This window comes from Brachybacterium sp. AOP24-D1-21 (genome assembly GCF_052378665.1).
GTDB lineage: Bacteria > Actinomycetota > Actinomycetes > Actinomycetales > Dermabacteraceae > Brachybacterium.
Window position 1 is genome coordinate 3,243,122 of the sequence record NZ_JBQSXX010000001.1, and the last position, 23,080, is coordinate 3,266,201.

Here is a 23,080-nt window from a genome sequence, read left to right on the forward strand (position 1 = left end):
TGCGACGCGCCGCACCGACTGGCCCGTGCCGACGGGCCAGGTGGGTGCGGCGAGGTTCGGTGGGCGGGCGGGTCAGCCCTTGACGGCGCCGGCGGTCGAGCCGCCGACGATGTATCGCTGCAGGAACTGGTACAGGATGATCACCGGGACCATGACCATGACCGAGCCGGCGGCGAAGACGCCCAGATTGTTGGAGCGATCCGAGGAGAACATGCCGTACATGCCCACGGCGAGGGTCTTCTTGGAGTCGTCGGTGAGGAAGATCGAGCCGATCAGGAACTCGCTCATCGAGCCGACCAGGGCCAACAGCAGCGTGGTCGCCAGGATCGGGGTCATCGAGGGGACCAGGATCTTGCGGAAGGCCTGCCAGTGGGTGGCGCCGTCGATGATCGCGGCCTCGTCCAGGGACTTCGGGATGGTGTCGAAGAAGCCCTTGATCAGCCAGACCTGGCCGAAGGCGCCCCCCATCAGCACCGCGATGTAGCCAGCGAGGGTGTTCAGGCCCAGCATCGGCACCGCGTCGCCGAGGTCCGAGATCATCGTGTACACCGCGATCATCGACAGGATCGCGGGGAACATCATGATCAGCAGGACTGCGAGCATGCCGCCGCGGCGGCCGCGGAAGCGGAAGCGGCTGAAGGCGTAGGCGGCCAGCAGCGAGAGGAACACCTGACCGGTGGCGACGACGCCGCACACGATGATGGTGTTCAGGTACCAGCGCAGGAAGTTCGCGCGCTCGCCGCTGAGCATCGCCGCGTAGTGATCGAAGGTGACGCCCTGGGTGGGGACCAGGCCGGCGGAGGTCAGCGAACCGCTCGGGTTCAGGGATGCGGAGATCACGAACAGGATCGGGAAGACGGCGAAGATGACCGCGAACACGCCGACGACGTGCCGCCAGCCGATCTCGGTGAACCAGCGACCGAAGGGCATGCGGTGCTTCGCGCCGACCTGCGGAGCAGAAGTGCTGACGGGCGGAACAGTGGTGGAGCTCATGATGGACCTCTCCCGCGGGCTCAGTTGACGTCTTCGAGGACGTTGGTGAATCGGAACTGGATGGCGGCCAGGACACCGGTGAGGATGAACAGGCACACGGAGACCGCGGAGGCGAAGCCGAAATCAGCTCCGGAGCCGCCGAAGGCGATGCGGTAGACCATCGAGATGAGGATGTCCGTGGAACCGCGACCAGAGCCGTCGGGGAACGGACCGCCGCCGGTGAGCAGCTCGATCGCGTTGAAGTTGTTGAAGTTGAAGGCGAAGGAGGAGACCAGCAGCGGGGCCACGGCCACCAGCAGCAGCGGAAGCACGATCTTCGAGGTGGCCTGCAGCGGAGACGCGCCATCCATCCGGGCGGCCTCTGTCAGCTCATCGGGGATCGCCTGCAGAGCGCCGGTGGAGACGATGAACATGTAGGGGAAGCCCATCCACAGGTTCGTCAGCAGCACCGCCGTCTGCGCGAGCGTCGGATCGCCGAACCAGTTCAGGTTCAGCCCGAGCGTCTGGTTGATCAGACCGAACTCCTGGTTGTAGAAGTTCGACCAGACCAGCAGGGAGATGAAGCCGGGGATCGCGTACGGCATGATCAGGATCGAGCGGTAGACGCGGCGGCCCTTGAGGCGCTGATCGTTGAGGATCAGAGCGAGGGCGAAACCGAGCGCGAAGGTCAGCAGCACCGAGCCGGCGGCGAACACCAGCGTCCACACGAAGGCGGAGACGAACTGGTTGGCCACGGTCGGGTTGGTGAACAGCCGCTCGTAGTTGGAGATGCCCACGCTCTGCAGCCAGCTCTGGGAGAAGGCCCGCTGGCCCTCGGAATCCACGAAGTACTCCTCGTCGCCTATCACGCCGACGGTGTACACCTCACCGGTCGCGGTGTCCGTGATGGCGTCCGCAGCCTCGTCGTACTGCAGCACCGTGGTTCCCACGAAGGCCTGGTTCACGCCCAGCGGGCGCACGGCGGTGGACTCGTCCACCGGTACGGCCAGCTCCATCAGCTCGTTGTAGATGGCGTTGACCTCGCCCGCGTTCAGCACGGTCATCCCGTCGACCTCGGTGACGCGGCCGTCGACGACGGTGACGTCCCCGGCGGGGACCTCCTCGAGCGCGTTCTCGGCGTCGCCGCTGAGCACGGTGCCGGCATCGGGGTCGACCAGGAAGAGCTCGTAGGGGCCCTCGGCCGCGGTGCCCGAGGTCGCCACCGTCATGGCGTAGCGCGGGGCGTCGGGGCTCTGCTGCACCGAGCTCGCGATGATCGAGCCGACCGCCTGCTCCTTGGTGCCGCGGGTGCCGTCGCCGTAGTTGGTGAAGGAGTAGCCGACCGTCAGGGCGATCGGCAGGATCAGGAAGACGGCGAGGAAGACCGAGCCCGGGAACAGGTACTTGCCCGGCACGAAGCGCTTGGTGGAGTAGAGGACGAATATCCCTGCTGCGGCGAGCAGGAGCACCGTCAGCCACATCCATGACTGCTGGGAGATCAGCACCGGGGCGATGAACACCGTCAGCGCGAGGGTGATGCCGAGCACCAGGACTCGGGTGACCACGGCCGGGACCGACGTGGACCGCGTCCGGTGCGCAGGGGCGTGCGTCGAGGTCATGAGGCGACTGTGCCTTTCAGGGGATCAGGGCGGAGTGCAGGGTGGCGGGAGGCGAGGACGCCGATCGATCGTGCCCGCCACGAGGGCGGCGGGCACGATCGATCGGCTCGGGGACGTCAGCCGATCGCGGTGGCGATCTCCTCGCCCGCCCCCTCCATGGTCGAGTGCGGGTCAGCGCCGCCGACGATGTTGGCCTGGGCGATGCCCAGCGGGCCCCAGATCGCGGCCATCGCGGGGATGGCCGGCATCGGATCGGCGGCCTCGGCGGCCTCGGCGAAGATCACCACGTGTTCGTCCGAGGCGGCGATCTCCTCGCGCAGCTCGAGGTTCACCGGGGGCAGAGGGTTCCCCTCGTACATGGCCTTGGCGACATCCGGGGAGGAGGCCACATCGGTCATGAACTGCTGGGCGAAGCCGGCATTGGCCGCGTTGGAGGCGACGTAGAAGGAGTTCACGCCGGCGAACGGCGCGGCATCCTCCATGCCCTCGAAGCCGGGGATGGGGGAGATGGTGAACTCGAAGCCCGCATCGCGCACGTCGGCCAGGGCCCACGGACCCGAGATCAGGTACGCGGACTTGCCCTCGGTGAACAGCGAGATGGAGTTGTCGCCGTTGATCGAGTTCTTCAGCACGCCCTGCTCGCCGAGCTCGGCGATCTTGTCCGCCGCGGCGAGGGAGCCCTCCTCGCCCACACCGAGGTCGGAGGGGTCGAGGCTTCCCTCGGAGTCCTTGCCGAACAGGTAGCCGCCGGCCGAGGTGTAGATGGGCTGCATGTGGTACGGGTCGCCCTCCTCGCCGATCGGCAGAGAGAGGATGTTCTCGGCGCCGCCGGCCTCCGCCGCGGAGATCAGCTCCTCGAAGGTGGAGGGGGCGGGGGTGTCGGTGAGGTCGTGGTTCGCGTAGAGCGCGAGGGTCTCGACCGCGTAGGGCACGCCGTAGGTCTGGCCGTCGTAGGTGACGGCCTCGATGCCGATCGGCGCGATGGTGTCGCCGACGTCCGAGGGCAGCTGCACCGGGGCGATGGAGCCGTTCTGGACCAGGTTCCCGATCCAGTCGTGGGCGCCCATGGTGACGTCCGGGCCGTTTCCGGCCTGGTTGGCGGTGATGAAGTTGTTCTGGAGCTCGTCACCGGGGACAACCTCGACGACGACCTCGATGCCGTTCTCCTCGCCCCACGCCGTGGCGGAGGGCTCGAGTGCGGGGGCCTTCTCCTCGTCGGCCCAGATCACCAGGCGGCCGGAGGAGTCGCCGCCGGCCTCGACGCTGCCACCGTCGGAGGCGCCGCCTCCGGTGGTGCCACCGGAGGACGAGTCGTCGCCGCATGCGGCGAGGACGGTCATGGAAGCTGCGAGGCCACCCAGTGCGAGGAAGCTCTTACGACGGATCTGCACGTCTTCTCCTTTGAATCGTGGTCGTTCTCGACCGTTGTCAGGTCTGTGCCTGATGGGAGCACCGTAGACCCTTAGGCCATCTGTGTGCAAGAATGTGCAAGATCTTGCAGATTACGATTGGGCCACGGTGAGGATGCCGGGGGTCCGGAGGGAGAGCGTGATGGCGCGGCTCATCGATATCGCGAAGGCTGCCGGCGTGAGCGAGGCGACCGTCTCCCGCGTGCTCAACGGGCGCTCCGGCGTGAACGAGGCGACCCGCAGGTCAGTGACGGAAGTGGCGCGCCGGATGGGGCGCGTTGTCGACGCTGGCCAGGTGGAGGACGGGCCGCTGGTCGGCGTGCTCGTCCCCGACCTCGACAACCAGGTCTTCACCTCCTGGGCCGAGCGGATCGAGGCGGAGCTGTTCGAGCGTGGCGCCTCCACACTGGTGGCGATGCGGGCGCGGACCGCCGAGCGTGAGCGAGAGATCTTGCAACGCTTTCTGCGCTGCGGCGTGGTCGGCATCATCGTGGTCTCCGGGCACCACGCCCAGGAGAGCGGCCCCCTGGACCACTACCGCGAGGTGACCGCCGCCGGGATCCCGCTGGTGCTCGTCAACGGCGTGCAGGAGGAGCTCGACGCGGCCTTCCTCTCGACGGACGACGGCCACGCGGTGCGCGCGGTGCTGAGCCACCTCCAGGAGCTCGGCCACGAGCGCGTGGGTCTGGCCGTGGGCGATGAGCACACCTGGCCGGTGCGCGAGAAGCTCCGCGCCTTCGAGGCGGTCACCGCTGACTGGGCGGAGCACCCCCAGCCGGTCTCCTTCACCGACTTCTCCTACGCGGGCGGCTATGAGGCGGCCCGAGATCTGGTCGAGCGTGGGGTCACGGCGATCGTCTGCGGCTCCGACGTGATGGCCGCCGGTGCCCTCGAAGGGGTGCGCTCCCAGGGCCTGAGCGTGCCCCGCGACGTCTCTGTGGTCGGCTACGACGACGTCTTTTGGGCCTCGCTGACCAACCCCCCGCTGACCACTGTGCGCCAGGCCGTCGGATCGCTCGCCCGGGCCGCCGTGCGCACCGCCCTCAGCGGCGGCGAGGACTCACGCCGCCCCACGCGCACCGAGGTGGTGGTGCGCCCGCAGCTGATCGTGCGCGGCTCCACGGCGGCCGCACCCGGCGGGGCCGCTAGAATGGAGCGGTGACCGCACCGAACACCACCCGCACCAGCTACGACACCGCCCAGAAGCGCAGCGACGAGATCTGGTCCACGATCGTCTCGGACCCCTCCGGCCTGCGCATGCTCACCGGCGACCGCCCCACAGGCGCGCTGCACATCGGCCATTACTTCGGCTCGCTGCGCAACCGCGTGCGACTGCAGGACGCAGGGGTGGAGACGTGGCTGATCGTCGCGGACTACCAGGTGATCACCGACCGTGAGGTCATCGGGGACATCAAGGGATCGGTCCGCGAGCTGCTGACCGACTACCTCGCGGCGGGCATCGACCCGGAGCGCTCCACGATCTTCACCCACTCCGCGGTGCCCGCGCTGAACCAGCTGATGCTGCCGTTCCTGTCGCTGGTGACCCAGCCCGAGCTCGAGCGGAACCCCACCGTCAAGACCGAGCTCGGCGCCGCCGGGAAGTCCGCCATGGGCGGGCTGCTGCTGACCTACCCGGTCCACCAGGCCGCCGACATCCTGTTCTGCCACGGCAACCTGGTCCCCGTGGGCCGGGACCAGCTGCCCCACATCGAGCAGACCAGGGTGATCGCCCGCCGCTTCAACGAGCGCTACGCCGGGGGCGAGGAGTTCTTCCCCGAGCCCGATGCGCTGCTCTCCGAGGCCCCGACCATTCTGGGCCTGGACGGCGAGCACAAGATGAGCAAGTCCCGCGGCAACACCGTGATGCTGCGCATGAGCGCCGACGAGACCCTCAAGAAGATCAAGAAGGCCAAGACCGACTCCGACCGGCAGATCACCTTCGACCCCGAGGGCCGCCCGGAGGTCGCGAACCTGCTGACCATCGCCGCGCAGTCCACCGGCCGCACCCCAGAGGACATCGCCGCGGAGATCGGTGACGCAGGCTCCGGCACCTTGAAGATCTTCACCGCAGAGGCGCTCAACGAACACCTCGCCCCGCTGCGCGCCCGCCGCGCCGAGCTCGAGCAGGATCCGGGCTACCTCTTCCAGGTGCTCCGCGCAGGCAACGAGAAGGCGAACGCCGCAGCGGAGGACACTTTGGCGAAGGTGCGGGAGTACATGGGGATGGTCTACTGAGCTGCATCTGAGCAACGCAGCGGGCGGGGCTCACCGCCCCGGCCGCTGCGGTCTCCTGGTCAGAAGCGGCTCGAGCTGCCTGCGCCGGAGAAGCCTCCCGAGGAGTAGCCCGAGGTGCTGCCTCCGCTCGAGGACGGCGGATTGCGGTGCGTCTCCAGAGCCGAGGTCGACTCGTGGTGCCAGCTTGAGTACCACAGCACGGGGCTGAGGCTCCAGAACTGATCACTTGCGGATCCGCCTGCGCTCCCGTGTTCTCGTCGATGGCGCCGCGCCCGCAGTGACGAGTACTCGTCATCTTCGGAGAAGTCGACGTCGTCGGCGGCCTCCCGCAGCACCTCGGCCTCCCCGTCGTCCTCGGCGATCTCGGCGATGTGCACGGTCTGGAGCCGCATCACCGCCGCCGAGAGCTCCCGGGTCAGGGTGTCCAGGCGCTCGAGCGCAGAGTCGGGATCGATCTGATCGGCCTCGAGCTGGGCGGTGAGGGTGTCGATCTCGCGGGCGACGTCCCCGCCGAGCTCCGTCAGCTCCGCGGCAGCCTGCCACTCCGCCTCCGACATCTCCTCCCGCTTCGCGAGAACCTCCTCGAGCCCTGAGAGGGAATCCTGCAGAGGGTCCAGCTCGCGCTGCCAGGCCGTACGCCAGTCACCTATCCGATGCAGCAGATCGGCTGCGGAGACGATGGCGTCATCGGTGTCATCCAGCCGGCTGACGGTGTTCTTGAAGTCCTTCGCGAGTCTGCGATGAGCCGAGGTGAATCCCCAGCTCCAACGGCGATGCTCCGGTGCGGGCAGCTCGGCGTGGAGCCTCCCCGCCTCCGTGAGCCCCCGCCCGTACTCCTCATGCTCCTCCAGCATGGCCTGTGCGTAGGGAGAGGCGGTGGGCATGGTGCGCGCCGCGGCATCGGTGAGCGCGCGCTTGGCCAGCACGCCCTGGTAGCGGGGGAGGGACTGATCGACGCGACGACGGGCCGCACGCCGCAGACCGACAAGGCTCACGACGGTCAGGACCGCGACGCCCAGCGCGATCGCGCCAGCGATGAGGGCGCCGGGCTTCTGCCACCAGGGCCGCTGCAGCAGGTCCGCGTACTCCTCGGCCCCGGCGAGCAGTGCTGCATTCCACTGGCCGTCCCGGGCATCCTCGGTCATCGACTCCTGCACCGCGTTGAACTCGTCCTCGCTGAGCTTCACGTCCTCACCGGCGTAGGTGCCCAGGAAGCGGCCCACCGGATCCACGGCGAGGATCACGGTCCCGTCGGCGAAGTGCTGACCGTCCGGGGAGAGCAGCTCCGGGGCCGAGGTCTGGGCATGGTCGCGCACGGTGTCGTTCAGCGCGGTGTCCTCGGAGGCGCTGTAGCCGTGCTCCGTGACGTCCAGGACCAGCACCACCAGGTCCACCTCGGTGCGGAAGTCGACCTCCGCCAGTTCGTCTTCGAGCGCAGCCTTCTGGACGGAGCCGGTGGTGTCCAGCACGGACACCGTGCTCGGTGGTACAGCGTGGGCCGGTGCCGGGACCAGGACGGAGAGCGCGAGCAGGAGCAGCGCGCACAGGGCGAGCACTCGTGGAATCGAGCGGACCCCAGCGGCCCCGGCGGCCGGGGTGCTCGCGTGCGGGACGGCGGGTACGGGCAAGAAGTCCATGGGGGCGAGCGTACGGAACGTAGGTGCTCGACCTCGTCCGACGTTGGTCGGCAGAAGCGGGGGACCTCGGTCCAGAACCTGAATGTGATCCGTGGATCTGATCCGGCGCCCGCCCGGCCACGGTCAGAACCTGCTCGAGCTCCCTGAACGGGACCGCCCGCCTGAGGACCGGCCCGCTCTGCGACCGGGGCGGGAGAATCCGGTGCGCACGCCCCTGCCGCGACCCGAGCGGAGCGAACCGGACCCTCCACGGTCCGCCTCCCGGGCACGCTGATCCGCAAGCGCGGCGTAGGACCCGCCATGCCAGAGCACGTACCACCGAACGGGGCTGATGCTCCAGAAGGTGTCCTGCTCGCCGCGGCCCGCAGCCTCTCGGGTATGGCGTCGCTCGCGCACTGAACGGTAGGGCACTGCCCCCAGCGCATCGGCACTGTCCCACAGCACGCCCTCCTCGTCGTGGTCATCGGCCAGACGGCTGATGCGCCTTGATCGGAGTTCGGCCACCTCGGCGCTCAGCTGCCGCGTGATCTCGTCGAGGCGATGCAGAGCGGCATCTGCCGTGATCTCCTCGGCGTCGAGGCGGGCGGTGAGATCGTCGAGCTCCTGCGCGATTCGCGGTCCGCGGTCCACCAGCGCCGCAGCTGCCTCGGCCTCAGCCCGCGGCATGCTCCGGGAGTGGAAGCAGTTGTCCTGCAGGGCCGCGAGCGAATCGTGCAGCGGCTCGAGCTCGTTCTCCCACTGCTCGCGCCATCCGCCTCGCAGGGTCAGCAGATCACTGGAGATCCTGACCTCGTCACCGAGTGCGTCGACCTGGGTGAGGGTCTGTGCATACTCCCTGCCGAGCTTCTGCTGCGCAGGCACCAGCCCCCAGAGCGCGCCTCGCTGCCCCGTGTCCGGGAGCTGATCGCGCAGCTGCTGGAGAGTCGTGATCCCGGCGGTGTACTCCTGATGCGCCCGGTGTGCGGAATACGCGTAGGCGGAGTCCTCGGGAAGCTCGCGTGCCGCACGGTCGGTGAGGGTGCGGGCGCTCAGCACCTGGGCATGGCGGTTATCGGCCTCATCCACGTCCTCCAGAATTCCGCGACGGAGGCGGAGCAGGTGCGTCAAGCCAGCGCCTCCGGCAAGGATCAGGACCGCGGCCAGGAGCATTCCGCCGGCCCCGCGCCACCAGGGGCGGCTCAGACGGTCGGCATAGGTCTCCGCTCCCGCGAGCAGCGCCTGCTCCCACTTCCCGGCTCGGGCGTCCTTGCGCATGGCCTGCTGCACGTCGGCAGGGCCTCCGCCGCGCAGTTCCACGTCCTGTCCGGCATAGACGCCGACAAAGCGATTCGTCGTGTCGAGGGCGAGGATCACGGTGCCCTCGGCATAGCCGACCCCATTGGAATGGAGCAGCTCCGGGGCCGTGTCCCCAGCGTAGGCCCGTACCGCGCTGTCAAGTGACCCGTCAGAGGACGGCGAGAAGCCGAGCTCCGCAACGTCCAGCACCAGCACCACCAGATGCACTTCGGTGCGGAAGTCCACCGTTGCGAGCTCAGCCTCGAGCGCGTCGGGATCCACCTCTCCGCTGAGATCTGTGACCGTCACGGTGCGGGGAGGCGCGGCCTGCGCGATGGCGGCGCCCCCGGTCATGAGGAGCGCCAGTGACAGCACGAGGGCGATGGAGAACGCCATGAGGACAGTTCGCCACTGCGCGATCCAGTGACCGGCAGCAGGCGCAAGAACAGCGACAGCGGTGGGCTGTAAGGGAGGCGCGGAAGGCATGGCCCGAGCGTAGATGACGGTCGCTCTACCCGCTCTACCCGCTCTACCCGCTCTACTTGCTCCACCTGGCCGCTCCGCCTGCTCGTTCCGCACGGCGTCGGGCACCAGAACCCCGATGTCGTGCACCAGAACCGCCTACACCGTTATGATCGGGGCAAGATCACCTTAGGGCTCGCCCGTGCGGGCCACGCAACGTCAAGGAGCAGCATGCCCATCTATGAGAACGTCTCCGAACTCGTCGGCCGCACTCCGCTGGTGAAGCTGAACCGTCTGGGAGACGAGGTCAAAGCAGTCATTGTCGCCAAGCTCGAGTTCTACAACCCCGCCAGCTCGGTCAAGGACCGCATCGGTGTCGCCATGATCGACGCCGCGGAGAAGTCTGGCCAGCTGCAGCCCGGCGGCACCATCGTCGAGGCCACCAGCGGCAACACCGGCATCGCCCTGGCCATGATCGGCAGCTCGCGCGGCTACAAGGTCATCCTCACGATGCCCGAGTCGATGTCCAAGGAGCGGCGCATGCTGCTGCGCGCCTACGGAGCCGAGCTGATCCTCACCGAGGCGCCCAAGGGCATGAAGGGCGCGGTCGAGAAGGCCGAGGAGATCGCTGCCGAGACCGGCGCGGTCCAGGTCCGCCAGTTCGACAACCCCGCCAACGTCGAGGTCCACCGCCGCACCACCGCGGAGGAGATCTGGAACGACACCGACGGCACCGTCGACGCCGTGGTCGCCGGCATCGGCACCGGCGGCACCATCAGCGGCGTCGGCCAGGTGCTCAAGGAGCGCAAGCCCGAGGTGAAGATCTTCGCCGTCGAGCCCGAGGAGTCCGCTATCCTCAACGGCGGCCAGCCCGGCCCCCACAAGATCCAGGGCCTCGGCGCGAACTTCGTGCCCAGCATCCTGGACCGTGAGATCTACGACGAGGTTATCGACATCGACGCGGAGACCTCCATGGCCCGCGCCCGCTCCGTGGCCCGCACCGAGGGCCTGCTGGTGGGTATCTCCTCCGGTGCCGCCATCGAAGCGGCCGTCCGCGTCGGCTCCCGCGAGGAGTTCGCCGGGAAGACCATCGTCGTGGTGGTGCCCTCCTTCGGCGAGCGCTACCTCTCCACTCCGCTGTACGCCGAGCTCGCGGACTGAACGCGGACACGATCATGGCGAAGAGCCCGCTGGATCGGGTGATGAACGTCGTCGCGAGCGTCCGAGAGGACCTCGCGGCGGCGCATCGCCGTGACCCCGCCGCGACCGATGACCTGTCGATCATGCTGACCTCACCGGGGCTGCACGCGATCTGGACCCATCGGCTCGCGCATCGCCTCTGGGCCCGTGGTGCGAAACTGCCCGCGCTGGTCCTCTCCCAGGGGGCTCGCTCGCTGACCGGGGTGGAGATCCATCCCGGCGCGACGATCGGGCGCCGTTTCTTCATCGACCACGGGATGGGCGTGGTGGTGGGGGAGACCGCCGAAGTGGGTGACGACGTCATGCTCTACCACGGGGTCACCCTCGGAGGCCGGTCGATGGAGCGCGTCAAGCGCCACCCCACGGTCGGCAACGGTGTGACCATCGGTGCCGGCGCCCGGGTGCTCGGTCCGGTGGTCATCGGCGAGGCCGCCCAGATCGGGGCCAACGCGGTGGTCGTCAAGGACGTCCCCGCCCAGGCCACCGCCATCGGCATCCCGGCGACAGTACGCACCGGGGCCGCCCACCCCGAGGAGCAGATGGACCCCGCGATCTGGATCTGAGGCCCGATCTGCTCGGGCTCGGAACCTGTCAGCTCAGGTGCCTCGGATCAGATCCGGGTGCCTCAGATCAGATGCGGCGCGCCTCAGATCGGACCCGAGTTCCTCAGACGGAGAACGGGTCCAGGAAGGACGTCCCGCCCACCTGATGCCGGCGACGCTCCCAGTCCGGCAGCACCTCATGGGCGTCCTCGGCGAGGACATGGTCGAAGAGCGTGCTGGAGCCGACCGGCGGGTCGATGTCGATCAGCACCGTCGTCGCGCCGTGCGCCGCTGCCAGCGGTGCCAGCTGCGCGGAGGGGAACACGACCCCGCTGGTCCCGACGACGACGAACAGATCGGCGCGCTTCGCCAGCCGCATCGCGAGCTCGAGAGCGCCCTGCGGGAGCTGCTCGTCGAAGAGCACGACATCGGGCCGCGGCGGAGCCCCGCACTGAGGGCAGGTCGCGGGCACGCCGTGGTCCGTGGGTCGGGAGCCGTCCCCGGGCTTCAGCAGCGTCCTCCAGGTGCAGTGCTCGTTCAGGCACACTGCGCGCAGGGCGCTGCCGTGCAGCTCGGCGACCACCTCGCTGCCCGCAGCTTGATGCAGGCCGTCGATGTTCTGTGTGATCACCGGGGCACCCAGGCGGGCGATCGCTCGATGCCCGGGCGTGGGGCCGTGCTCGAGCGCGATCCGCGCCATCCGCCCCCACACCCGCCACAGCTGGGGCAGCGAGCCCGGGAGCAGCTCGGCGTGCATCGCCTGCTCAGTCTCGGGTTCGAGCGCCCAGAGGCCGTTCGGCCCCCGGAACGTGCCGAGCCCCGTGCGGGCGCTGATCCCGGAGCCGGTGAGGAAGACGATCTCCTGATGCTCAGGCCCGGGCGCGAAGCGGCCGGCTGCGCTCACCACTCCTCGTGCTCGCGGGAGTCCCAGGCGGCGTCCTCTCCCAGATCGAGGGTGGCCAGCAGGGTGCGGTCCTCGTCATCGAGCCGGATCGCGTCGAGGGTCGCGTTGGCCTGCTGACGCTCGGGATTCTGCGACTTGGGGATCACCACGATGTCCTGATCGATCGCCCAGCGCAGCGAGACCTGTGAGGGCTCGACACCATGCTTGGTCGCGACCTTCTGCAGCGCGAACTGCGCGGAGAGCCCGTCGCGGCCGCCCAGCGGCCCCCAGGCCTGTGTGACGATGCCGTGCTCGCGGTGGAAGGCGACCGCTTCCGTGCGGGCCAGGGCGGGGGAGAGCTGGATCTGATTCACCTCGGGAGTCACCCCGGTGGCGTCGATCAGCTCCTGCAGCTGCTCCGGGCGGAAGTTCGAGACCCCGATGTGCAGGGCCTTCCCCTCCTCCTTCAGGTCGATCAGGGTGCGCCAGGTGTCCAGGGCCAGCCCGCGGGAGGGGTTCGGCCAATGGATGAGCACCAGCGCGGCACGCTCGAGACCCAGTCGGCGCAGCGAGCCGAGGTATCCCTCGCGGGCTGCCTCGCGGCCCTGGTCCCCGCCGGCGATCTTGGTGGTCACCAGCGCTTCGTCGGGGTCGACGCCGCTGTCCCGCAGCCCCTGCCCGACGGCGGCCTCGTTGCCGTACTGGGCCGCCGAATCGATGAGGCGGTATCCCGAGCGCAGCGCCGAGCCGATCGCGCGGGCACCCTCGACACCCTTCATGCTGGAGGTGCCGAACCCGATCAGCGGGAACGCGGTGCCGTCGGCGAGAGTCGTGGTGGGGATGGACAGCGCGGAAGCGGTCACAGGTTCCTCCTGAGGCAAGAGCAGATGCGGACCCCGCCAGCGTAGCCATCGCCAGGCGGGATGTGCACACCGGGTCGCCGGGAGAGGGTGGTGCGCACACCGCGGCAACCGGCCGGTGTGCCGTGCTCTGCTAACGTGCTCGCACCGCCGACAGGACGTGCGCTCACTGCAGAGGGCACTCAGGTGACGAACCGAGGAGTTCATATGGCAGTGTCAGCAGAGCTCCCGATCGGGGTGCACGACGAGATCTCGCCGCTGCGCCGCGTGATCGTGCACGAGCCGGGCGCCGAGCTCGAACGACTGACCCCCGACTCCCGCGAAGGGCTGCTGTTCGACGAGGTGCTCTGGCTCGACCGGGCCCGGGCCCAGCATCGGCAGTTCAGTGACCTGCTGCGCGGGGAGGGCGTCGAGGTGCTCGAGCTGACCCGACTGCTCACCGACCTGCTGGACGATCCCGCCCTGCGCCGGGAGCTGCTGCATCGCGCCCTGGACCCGGCGGTGCTCGGGGACATCGCCGTGCAGGACCTCCACGAAGCCCTCGCCGACCTCGCGCCCGGGCCGCTGATCGAGGTGCTCATCGGGGGCATCACCGTCGGCGAGCTCGACGCCCTCGGGGTGAGCCCCCGTTCGATCGCCCTGCACCGAGCGGGGAAGGAGCACCTGGTCCTGGACCCGCTGCCCAACCACATGTTCACCCGAGATTCCTCTGCCTGGATCGGGGACGTCGTCTCCGTCAGCCCGATGCGCCATCCCGCCAGGCGCCGCGAGAGCCTGCACCTGGAGCTGATCTACCGCCATCATCCGCAGTTCGCAGGCGCCGCCGCACCCCGGCGCATCGTCGGCCGGGACGGCGCCGGCGCAGCGACGGTCGAGGGAGGCGACGTGATGATGCTGTCGCCGCAGGTAGTCGCCGTCGGCATGTCCGAGCGCACCAGCGCGGTCGGCGTTGAACGGCTCGCGGCGGATCTGCTGGCCGACGGGTCGGTGGAACGGGTGGTCGCGGTCGCCCTGCCGCACCGCCGTTCGATGATGCATCTGGACACCGTCACGACCGTCGTGGACGAGGAGTCAATGCTGCGCTTCGGTTCGCTCGAGCCGCTGGAGACCTTCGAGATCGAGCGCCCGGGGGAGCGGCTGGTCTCGAGGGCCAGGCCGGCCGACGAGATGGACCAGGTGCTCGCGCGCGGACTCGGCGTCCCCTCGCTGCGGGTGCTCACCCCGCCGCTGGACGCCTACGCCGCCGCGCGTGAGCAATGGGACGACGGCTGCAACGTGCTTGCCCTCGCTCCGGGAAAGGTGGTCGCCTACGAGCGTGCCGCGGCCACCAACGAGTACCTTCGCGGCCAGGGGGTCGAGGTGCTCGAGTTCGCCGGGGACGAGCTGGGACGCGGGCGTGGCGGTCCGCGCTGCATGAGCTGCCCGGTCGCCCGCGACTGAGCCCGCAGCGCCGAGCCGGGAACCTCAGCGCCGAGCCGGGAACCGCAGCGCCGAGCCGGGAACCTCAGCGCCGAGCCGGGAACCTCAGCAGCGAGCCGGGAAGCTCAGCGGCGCGTTGGGGGCGGCGGGTCGGCCGCGGTCTGCAAGGGCTGGGCGTACTCCGGCAGCGGCACGCTCAGCGCACGCTCGAGAAGCAGCTGCTGGGCACCGAACTCCTCGAGCCCCTTGCGCACGGTGAAGCCGAGCTTGCGCAGCAGCTCCACGCTGCGCTTGTTGCGGGTCTGGCTGATGGCGATGACGTGTTCGTCCTCGAGCTCCTGGCGGGCCCAGTCCAGCAGGGCGATGCAGGACTCCGCCGCGAAGCCCTGACCCGTCCACTCCGGCAGCAGCGCATAGGAGATCTCGAGCTCGCCGCGGTCGTAACCGAGCGAGATCGATCCGATCATGGTGTCGTCCTCGGCGAGCGCGAGCGCCCAGCGTCCCCAGGTCAGCCCCAGTGGTGACAGCTCCAATGCCTGTCGCGAGGCGTAGTCGACCGCTCCGCCGAGGTACTCCCGGGTGACGGGATCGGTCATCAGGCGGATCAGCGCTGCGCGATCAGCGTCGCCTGGTGGCCGGATCACCAGCCGTGGGCTGTGGATCCGTACCGGCCACTCTGTCGTGCCTTCCGTTGTCACGCACCCCACGGTACTAGGTACTCGGGACAGGTCGAGGGTCGTTGGGCCCCTGGCCCGAACTCGTGCCGGACCCATGGACCGATCCACGAACCGATCCACGAATCGATCTACGGACCGATCCACGGCCCGCTCTCAGGCTGAATCTCGCGCCGGATCCGCGGCCCGATGCCCGGCGACCGAAGTGCCTGCACCTGCGTCGCGGTGGCCGCGCGGGCGGTATGGTGAGCCTGCGACACAGCGACGTGGCGCACTGGTCGGTGCGGCATGTGCTGTGCCCGGCAGATTCGGTGCCGCCCGTGCCGCGAGAGTGCCGCGTGAGGCAGATCAGGACGCAGACGGTGGGAGCGCAAGCCTCCCCGGGACGAGTAAGGAGCACCATGGCTGAGCAGGACCTGCGCAGCACCGCCCTCGAGGCGGTCCACGAGTCGCTCGGTGCGACGTTCACGGATTTCGCGGGCTGGCGCATGCCGGTCCGGTACAACTCGGACCTTGCCGAGCACAAGGCCGTGCGGGAGAGCGCCGGTCTCTTCGACCTCAGCCATATGGGCGAGATCCATCTGCGCGGGCCCCAGGCCGCTGAGGCCCTGGACCATGCGCTCGCCGGGAAGATGTCGGCGATGTCGGTGGGGCGCGCGAAGTATTCGCTGCTGCTGACCGAAGACGGCGGTGTGATCGACGACGTCATCACCTACCGTTTCTCCGACGAGCACTTCCTGGTGGTCGCCAACGCCTCCAACGCCGAGGTCGACGCCGCCGAGCTGCTCGCCCGGGCGGAGGGCTTCGACGTCGAGGTCGACGACGACTCCTCCCGGACCTCGCTGATCGCCGTCCAGGGCCCCCAGAGCGAGCAGATCCTGCTGGATGCGCTGCTCGGCGCGGACAGCGGGGTTGAAGGACTCTCGGCCGAGGACCTCACCGAGATGAAGAACTATCGCTTCGCCGAAGCCACCTATCGCGGGGAGTCGATGCTGATCGCCCGCACCGGATACACCGGCGAGGACGGCTTCGAGCTCTACATCCCGAACGACCAGGCCGCGGAGCTGTGGAAGCTGCTCACCGCCGTCGGCGGGGACCGCCTCACCCCCTGTGGCCTCGCCTGCCGCGACACCCTGCGCCTCGAGGCCGGGATGCCGCTGTACGGCAACGAGCTCGGCCGGGACCTGTACCCCGCGCAGTCGGGCATGGCGCGCGTCGTCGCCCTGAAGTCGAAGGAGGACTTCGTCGGCCGCGCGGGGATCGAGGCGGCGGATCTGACCGACCGTCCGGTCCTGGTGGGCCTGGTCGCGGAGGGCCGCCGTGCCGCACGCGCCGGCGCGCAGGTGCGCGACGCGGAGGGACGAGACGTCGGGGCGATCACCTCCGGTGCGCTGTCCCCGACCCTCGGCCACCCCATCGCGATGGGCTTCGTGCGCACCAGCGTCGCCGAGGCTGGCACCGAGCTGATCGTCGATGTCCGCGGCAAGGACCTTCCGGTCCGTGTCGTCGAGATGCCCTTCTACCGTCGCGACTGAGCTGCGACTGAACAGCGACTGGTCTTCCGCCGGGACCGACCTTCCGCCGGGACCGATCTCATGCCGGGCCGACCTCCCGCCGGCCCTGCTGCTCTTGAACCCACCCGAGTTTCCCCCCAACCCCTCTCCGGAAGGACTGATCCCATGTCCGCAGAACTCCTCTACAGCAAGGACCACGAGTGGGTCCGCGTCGAGTCCGATGGCGTGGCCGTCATCGGCGTGACCGACTACGCCGCCGAGCAGCTCGGCGACGTGGTCTACGTCGACCTGCCCGAGGTGGACGGCGAGATCACCGCCGGCACCGAGATGGGCGAGATCGAATCGACCAAATCCGTCTCTGACCTGTTCTCCCCGATCAGCGGCACGGTCACCGAGATCAACGACGCCGTCGTGGACACGCCCGAGCTGGTCAACTCCTCGCCCTTCGACGAGGGCTGGCTGATCAAGGCCAGCTACGAGGCGCTGCCCGACGATCTGCTGAGCGCCGAGGACTACAAGGCATTCACCGAGGCCTGAGCGTCGCGGAGGCGGCGGCCGCTGGGCAGCCGCCTCCTGCCGGTGCCGCGCACCGCTGCGCGGACGGCTCCATCCATCCAGAACCGCACGCAACATCCAGGGGCACTCCTTCATGACCGCATCGCCTGCGCATGCTCACGACTCCTTCGTCCGCCGCCACGTCGGCACCGATCCCGACGCGCAGCGTCACATGCTCGAGGTCCTGGGCTATGAGTCCCTCGACGAGATGCTGACCGCTGCGGTGCCGAGCACGATCCTGCTGGACCAGTCCGAGGGCCCCCGGAGCGTCAGCTCCGTGGTCCCCGCCGGCGTCACCGAGCCCGCCGCACTGGTCGAGCTGCAGGCTCTCGCCGACCGCAACACGGTCCACCGCTCGCTGATCGGGCTGGGCTACTACGACACCCACACCCCCGCCGTGATCCAGCGCAACGTGCTGGAGAACCCTGCCTGGTACACCGCCTACACCCCGTACCAGCCCGAGATCTCACAGGGCCGCCTCGAGGCGCTGCTGACCTTCCAGACCATGATCTGCGATCTGACCGGGATGGACCTCTCCAACGCCTCCACCCTCGATGAGGCGACCTCCGCCGCCGAGGCGATGCTGCTCGCCCGCCGCCACGTCAAGCGCAACGGCAACGTCTTCCTGGTCGACGCCGACACCCTCCCCGCCACCAAGGCGGTGCTCCAGGGCCGTGCCGACGGGCTCGGCATCGAGCTGCGCGAGGTCGACTTCGCCCGCGAAGGAGCCCCCGAGGGCGAGTACTTCGGCGCCTTCCTCCAGTACCCGGGCGCCTCCGGCCGGGTATGGGACCCCCGCGACGTCATCGCCGAGGTGAAGTCCACCAAGGCGATCGCGATCGTCTCCGCCGATCTGCTGGCCCTGACCATGCTCGCCTCCCCGGGCTCGCTCGGGGCGGACGTCACCGTCGGCACCTCCCAGCGCTTCGGCATCCCGCTCGGCTTCGGCGGCCCGCACGCCGGTTTCGTCGCCGTGCGCAAGGGCCTCGAGCGCCAGCTGCCGGGACGCCTCGTGGGCGTCTCGAAGGACGCCGACGGCAACCCCGCCTACCGGCTCTCCCTGCAGACCCGCGAGCAGCACATCCGCCGCGAGAAGGCCACCAGCGCGATCACCACCGCGCAGGTGCTGCTGGCCGTGATGGCCGCAATGTATGCCGTCTATCACGGCCCCGAGGGACTGACCCGCATCGGCCGCACCGTCGCCGACCGCACCGCAGTCCTCGCGGACCTGCTGCGCCGCAGCGGCTTCGAGCTCGTCGGAGACAGCTTCTTCGACACCCTCGAGGTGCGGGCCACCGGTATCGCGGGCGCTGTGGCGGAGTCCCTGAAGGACGCCGGCTTCCTCGTGCACACCGTGGGCGATGACCTCGTGCACCTCTCGCTCGACGAGACCACCACCGTCGCGGACCTCGAGGCGATCGCCGCCGCCTTCGCCCCCCATGCGCCGACCCCCGGTCAGGAGCTCGCCGAGGTCGACTCCGGCAACGGCTGGGACGGCCTGGTGCGCGAGGACCCCTTCCTCCAGCACCCGGTGTTCTCCTCCTTCCGCTCCGAGACCGCGATGATGCGCTACCTGCGCCGCCTCGCGGACCGTGACTTCGCCCTGGACCGGGGGATGATTCCGCTGGGCTCGTGCACCATGAAGCTCAACGCCGCCACCGAGATGGCCGGCATCACCTGGGCGGGCTTCAACGCCCTGCACCCCTTCGCTCCCCGCGAGGACGTGACCGGCTACCTCGAGCTGATCACCCAGCTCGAGACCTGGCTCGCGGACCTCACCGGCTACGACACCGTCTCCCTGCAGCCCAACGCCGGCTCGCAGGGCGAGTTCGCGGGCCTGCTCGCGATCCGTGCCTACCACGCCTCGCGCGGCGAGAGCAGCCGTGAGGTGTGCCTGGTGCCGAGCTCCGCGCACGGCACCAACGCCGCCTCCGCCGTCATCGCCGGCCTGCGCGTGGTGGTCGTCGCCTCCGATGCCCGCGGCAACATCGATCTCGATGACCTCAAGCAGAAGATCAAGGATCACGGCGACGAGCTCGCCGCGATCATGATCACCTACCCCTCCACCCACGGTGTCTACGAGGAGGAGGTGCGCACCGTCTGCGAGCTGGTCCACGACGCCGGCGGTCAGGTCTACGTCGACGGCGCGAACCTCAACGCCCTGCTGCAGGTGGCGCGCCCCGGCGAGTTCGGCGGGGACGTCTCCCACCTGAACCTGCACAAGACCTTCTGCATCCCTCACGGCGGCGGCGGCCCCGGGGTCGGGCCGGTCGCGGCGAAGGCGCACCTGGCGCCCTTCCTGCCCGGCCATCCCGCCATGCAGCAGATCGAGCACCCGGTGGTCGGTCAGGGCGAGCAGCCCCATGGCGGTGCCCCGGTCTCCCAGGCGCCCTACGGGTCCCCCTCGATCCTGCCGATCACCTGGACCTATATCCGGCTGATGGGCCCGGACGGGCTGCGCCACGCGACGGCCTCGGCGGTGCTTGCGGCGAACTACATGGCGCGCCGCCTCTCCGAGTCCTACGAGATCCTCTACACCGGGGAGAACGGTCTGGTGGCCCACGAGTGCATCGTGGACCTGCGCCCGTTCACCGCTCGCACCGGGATCTCCGTGGACGACGTCGCCAAGCGGCTCATCGACTACGGCTTCCATGCTCCGACCATGTCCTTCCCCGTGGCGGGCACGCTGATGGTGGAGCCGACGGAGTCCGAGGACCTCGCCGAGATCGACCGCTTCGTCGACGCGATGCTGATGATCGCGAAGGAGGCCGAGGAGGTCCTGGCCGGTACCTGGCCCGCCGAGGACAACCCGTTGGTCAACGCCCCGCACACCGCGGCGTCGGTCGTCACGGGGGAGTGGACCCACCCGTACTCCCGCGAGGTCGCCGTCTACCCCGGCAGCTGGACCGCGCTCGAGGACGACTCCGTCCACGACAGCGCCCAGATGCGGATCCAGTCGAAGTACTGGCCGCCGGTGCGCCGCGTCGAGCAGGCCTACGGCGACCGCAACCTGGTCCCGACCTGGCCGCGTGACTGAGCCGGGCCCGACTTGGCCGCGTGACTGAGCCGGGCCTGGCCTGGCTGCGTGACTGAGCCCGGGCCGGACCGCCCGGTGGGCCCCGCCGATATGAACAGCTGTGACGCCCCGGTTTCCGACCGGGGCGTCATTGCTCCTAGGCTCTGTGCATGACCGAGATCCTCACCACCCATGCCGGCTCCCTCCCTCGCAGCCCCGAGCTGATCGCGGCCAATGCGCAACGCCCCGTCGGCGCCGACGGACTGACCCCCGAACCCACCGCCGAGTTCCGCGAGGTGCTGCGCCAGGCTGTGGTGGACGTGGTGGCGAAGCAGCGCGAGATCGGCATCGCGATCCCCAACGACGGCGAGTACGGGCACCTGATGGGCTCGGCCGTGAACTACGGCTCCTGGTGGTCGTACATCTTCGACCGCGTCAGCGGTCTGGAGCTGACCGGCAGCGACCACTTCTCCGCCGAACCGGTCCGCTCGAGCCCGGGCGACGTGCGCCTGACCACCTTCCCCGATCGTCGCGACTGGACCACCTTCGCCGAGGCATACCAGGATCCGAGCTCCGGCATCACCGTCGGCGCGCAGACCACGTTCCCCGCGGCCACCGGCCCGGTCTCGTTCTCCGACGTCGGCCGCGAGCTCGTCGACCAGGACGCCAGGAACATCCGGGCGGCGCTCAAGGCCGCTGGGTACGAGCACGGCTTCCTCAACTCCCTCTCGCCGGGCTCCGGCAGCCGCATCGTCGATGATCACTACGGCGACGAGGACGCCTTCCTCGACGCCTGGGTCGACGTGATGCGCCCCGAATACGAGGCGATCGCCGCCGCCGGACTCACCGTGCAGGTCGACGACCCGTCGATCGCCGAGAACTGGGACCAGATCAACCCCGAGCCGAGCGTCGAGGACTACCTCACCTTCACCCGCAAGCGAGTCGACGCGGTGAACCGCGCCCTGGTGAACGTGCCCACCGAGCAGACCCGTTTCCATCTCTGCTGGGGCTCCTGGCACGGCCCGCACACCACCGACATCGAGTTCCGCCACATCGCCCCGCTGCTGCTGGAGATCGACGCGAAGTACTACAGCTTCGAGGCGGCGAACGTGCGCCATGAGCACGAGTGGACCGTGTGGCAGGACCTCGAGCTGCCCGCCGACAAGGTGCTCGTGCCCGGCATCGTCTCGCACGCCACCAACGTGGTCGAGCACCCCGAACTGGTCGCGCAGCGTCTCGAGCGCTTCGCGAAGATCGTCGGCCCCGAGCGCGTGATCGGCTCGACCGACTGCGGTCTCGGCGGGCGCATCCATCCGCAGATCGCCTGGGCGAAGCTCGAGTCGCTGGTGGAGGGCGCGAAGCTCGCCTCGCAGCGTCTCTGACCCGGATCGCGCCAGCGGTCGCACCCGGCCCCATCTGGCGGCCGCCCCCTGCCCCCGTCGGGCGGCTGCCCTCTGCACGATCGGGCGGCGGCCGCCCGCATGATCAGGCCGCGGCCGCTGCTCCACCGGGCGGCGGCCACTGTTCCACCGGGCTTTCGGCCGCAGACGTGGACCAAGTGTTCATGCGGACCAAGTGTTCATCCAGATGTCACGCGTCCATCGCGCGGAGGACCAGCACCAGGAGCATCATCGATGGCGTGAGGATTCTCTTCGTCTCCGAATCATTCCTTCCGCACATGAACGGGGTCACGGGCTCCGTGCTCCGCGTCGTGGACCACTTCGCCGCCACGGGTGACGATCTCGGGATCATCGCCCCTCAGTGGCCGGGAGCGGACAAGCACCTGCGCACCGCCTGCGGTCGACGGGTGAGGGTGCGCCGCGTCGCCTCGGCCCCGATGCCCGGCTATTCGGAGGTGCGGATCGCCGCCACCAGTGCCGCTGCGCTGCGGCGGCGGATCGACGAGTTCCAGCCCGATGTCATCCACCTCGCTTCACCGATGATCCTCGGCGGCCGGGCCGTGGTCGCCGCCCAGAAGGCAGGCGTGCCCACCGTCGCCGTCTATCAGACCGACATCCCCGGATACACCGCCCGGTACGGGATGCCGTTCCTGGAGAACGCCACCTGGCAGCTGCTGCGCGACGTCCACAACCGCGCGACCGTGAACCTCGCCCCCTCGACCGCGACCCGGGACCAGCTCCTCCAGCACGGCATCGAACGGGTGGACCTCTGGCGGCGCGGCGTGGACACCACCCTGTTCTCGCCGGAGCTGAGCAGCCCGTCGCTGCGGGCGAGATATGCACGGCCGGACGAGAAGCTCGTGATCTACGTGGGCCGGCTCGCGGCCGAGAAGCAGGTCCAGGATCTCAAGGTCATCCATGACATGCCCGGCGTGCGACTGCTGATCGTGGGGGAGGGGCCCGAGGGGGAGTCGCTGCGCCGGCTCATGCCCCGGGCGCGCTTCGCCGGATTCCGCACCGGCACCGACCTCGCCGCCCACCTCGCCAGCGCCGACCTGTTCATCCACCCCGGTGAGCTCGAGACCTTCGGCCAGACCCTCCAGGAGGCCATGGCCTCCGGCCTGCCGGTGATCGCCCCGCGGCGCGGAGGGCCGGTGGACCTCGTCGCCCCCAGCCGCACCGGCTGGCTCTATTCCCCGGGCATGCTCGACGAGCTGAGAGAGCACGCGAGCGATCTGCTCTTCGACGATGCGAAACGCCAGGCCTTCGGCCGAGCGGCCGAGGAGTCCGTGCGCAAGCGGACCTGGCCGGTGCTCGCCGAGCAGCTGCGCGGCTACTACCTGCAGGCGATCGAGCAGCACCGACAGGTCGACGCCCTGCTCTGATCCCGGCTTCCCTCGGCTCCGTC

The 23,080-nt window shown here is 69.5% G+C and carries 18 protein-coding genes; 10 read left to right on the forward strand and 8 right to left on the reverse strand.

Annotated elements, in window-relative coordinates; all coding sequences use genetic code 11:
* Positions 1-72 precede the first annotated feature (72 nt).
* The 3 genes from ACT3UF_RS14550 to ACT3UF_RS14560 all read right to left on the reverse strand — a co-directional run bounded on the left by ACT3UF_RS14550 (position 73) and on the right by ACT3UF_RS14560 (position 3,982).
* The gene (locus ACT3UF_RS14550) at positions 73-993 is read right to left on the reverse strand and encodes a sugar ABC transporter permease (protein ID WP_441444346.1); all 921 of its coding nucleotides are present in this window, start codon (positions 991-993) and stop codon (positions 73-75) included.
* A gap of 20 nt (positions 994-1,013) precedes the next feature.
* Positions 1,014-2,591 carry an ABC transporter permease subunit gene (locus ACT3UF_RS14555; protein ID WP_442331735.1) on the reverse strand — a complete coding sequence of 526 codons (1,578 nt, stop codon included), beginning with the start codon at positions 2,589-2,591 and terminating at the stop codon, positions 1,014-1,016.
* A gap of 116 nt (positions 2,592-2,707) precedes the next feature.
* Entirely contained in the window at positions 2,708-3,982 is a 1,275-nt protein-coding gene (locus ACT3UF_RS14560) for a sugar ABC transporter substrate-binding protein (RefSeq protein ID WP_441444348.1), read from the reverse strand.
* Between the two features lie 160 nt (positions 3,983-4,142).
* On the opposite strand from ACT3UF_RS14560, the gene ACT3UF_RS14565 reads away from it, so the two are divergent.
* Positions 4,143-5,162 (forward strand): LacI family DNA-binding transcriptional regulator, encoded by a 1,020-nt coding sequence (locus ACT3UF_RS14565; RefSeq protein WP_441444349.1) that lies wholly within the window; start codon positions 4,143-4,145, stop codon positions 5,160-5,162.
* Positions 5,159-6,235, forward strand: a complete 1,077-nt coding sequence (trpS, locus tag ACT3UF_RS14570; RefSeq protein ID WP_441444350.1) for a tryptophan--tRNA ligase — start codon at positions 5,159-5,161, stop codon at positions 6,233-6,235. The genes ACT3UF_RS14565 and trpS overlap by 4 nt, the downstream gene beginning before the upstream one ends.
* A gap of 59 nt (positions 6,236-6,294) precedes the next feature.
* Here trpS and ACT3UF_RS14575 read toward each other — a convergent pair whose 3' ends face one another.
* Positions 6,295-7,872 (reverse strand): DUF5129 domain-containing protein, encoded by a 1,578-nt coding sequence (locus ACT3UF_RS14575; protein WP_441444351.1) that lies wholly within the window; start codon positions 7,870-7,872, stop codon positions 6,295-6,297.
* 123 nt (positions 7,873-7,995) lie between these two features.
* A complete protein-coding gene (locus tag ACT3UF_RS14580) occupies positions 7,996-9,543 on the reverse strand; it encodes a DUF5129 domain-containing protein (protein ID WP_444608400.1) in 1,548 nt (515 codons plus the stop codon).
* A gap of 297 nt (positions 9,544-9,840) precedes the next feature.
* Between ACT3UF_RS14580 and cysK the strand changes: the two genes are divergently transcribed.
* Complete coding sequence (gene cysK / locus ACT3UF_RS14585; RefSeq protein WP_441444352.1) at positions 9,841-10,770, forward strand: cysteine synthase A; 930 nt, start codon at positions 9,841-9,843, stop codon at positions 10,768-10,770.
* Positions 10,771-10,784: 14 nt separating this feature from the next.
* Positions 10,785-11,372, forward strand: a complete 588-nt coding sequence (gene epsC / locus ACT3UF_RS14590) for a serine O-acetyltransferase EpsC (protein WP_441444353.1) — start codon at positions 10,785-10,787, stop codon at positions 11,370-11,372.
* Between the two features lie 103 nt (positions 11,373-11,475).
* Here the strand turns inward: epsC and ACT3UF_RS14595 are convergent, their stop codons facing one another.
* Together ACT3UF_RS14595 and ACT3UF_RS14600 are read right to left on the reverse strand one after the other, a co-directional pair.
* The gene (locus ACT3UF_RS14595; protein WP_441444354.1) at positions 11,476-12,255 is read right to left on the reverse strand and encodes an SIR2 family NAD-dependent protein deacylase; all 780 of its coding nucleotides are present in this window, start codon (positions 12,253-12,255) and stop codon (positions 11,476-11,478) included.
* A complete protein-coding gene (locus ACT3UF_RS14600; protein ID WP_441444355.1) occupies positions 12,252-13,097 on the reverse strand; it encodes an aldo/keto reductase in 846 nt (281 codons plus the stop codon). The genes ACT3UF_RS14595 and ACT3UF_RS14600 overlap by 4 nt, the downstream gene beginning before the upstream one ends.
* A gap of 204 nt (positions 13,098-13,301) precedes the next feature.
* Between ACT3UF_RS14600 and ACT3UF_RS14605 the strand changes: the two genes are divergently transcribed.
* A complete protein-coding gene (locus ACT3UF_RS14605; protein ID WP_441444356.1) occupies positions 13,302-14,534 on the forward strand; it encodes an arginine deiminase in 1,233 nt (410 codons plus the stop codon).
* A gap of 104 nt (positions 14,535-14,638) precedes the next feature.
* On the opposite strand, the gene ACT3UF_RS14610 is transcribed toward ACT3UF_RS14605, so the two are convergent.
* Positions 14,639-15,211: a GNAT family N-acetyltransferase gene (locus ACT3UF_RS14610; RefSeq protein ID WP_441444357.1), complete on the reverse strand. Its 573-nt coding sequence runs from the start codon at positions 15,209-15,211 to the stop codon at positions 14,639-14,641.
* Between the two features lie 377 nt (positions 15,212-15,588).
* Between ACT3UF_RS14610 and gcvT the strand changes: the two genes are divergently transcribed.
* The 5 genes from gcvT to ACT3UF_RS14635 all read left to right on the forward strand — a co-directional run bounded on the left by gcvT (position 15,589) and on the right by ACT3UF_RS14635 (position 23,057).
* Entirely contained in the window at positions 15,589-16,722 is a 1,134-nt protein-coding gene (gcvT, locus tag ACT3UF_RS14615; RefSeq protein WP_441444358.1) for a glycine cleavage system aminomethyltransferase GcvT, read from the forward strand.
* A gap of 144 nt (positions 16,723-16,866) precedes the next feature.
* Positions 16,867-17,238, forward strand: a complete 372-nt coding sequence (gcvH, locus tag ACT3UF_RS14620) for a glycine cleavage system protein GcvH (protein WP_441444359.1) — start codon at positions 16,867-16,869, stop codon at positions 17,236-17,238.
* 112 nt (positions 17,239-17,350) lie between these two features.
* Positions 17,351-20,293 carry an aminomethyl-transferring glycine dehydrogenase gene (gene gcvP, locus ACT3UF_RS14625; RefSeq protein ID WP_441444360.1) on the forward strand — a complete coding sequence of 981 codons (2,943 nt, stop codon included), beginning with the start codon at positions 17,351-17,353 and terminating at the stop codon, positions 20,291-20,293.
* Between the two features lie 149 nt (positions 20,294-20,442).
* Entirely contained in the window at positions 20,443-21,654 is a 1,212-nt protein-coding gene (locus ACT3UF_RS14630; protein ID WP_441444361.1) for a cobalamin-independent methionine synthase II family protein, read from the forward strand.
* Between the two features lie 257 nt (positions 21,655-21,911).
* Positions 21,912-23,057: a glycosyltransferase family 4 protein gene (locus ACT3UF_RS14635; protein ID WP_441444362.1), complete on the forward strand. Its 1,146-nt coding sequence runs from the start codon at positions 21,912-21,914 to the stop codon at positions 23,055-23,057.
* The last annotated feature ends 23 nt before the right edge of the window (positions 23,058-23,080 follow it).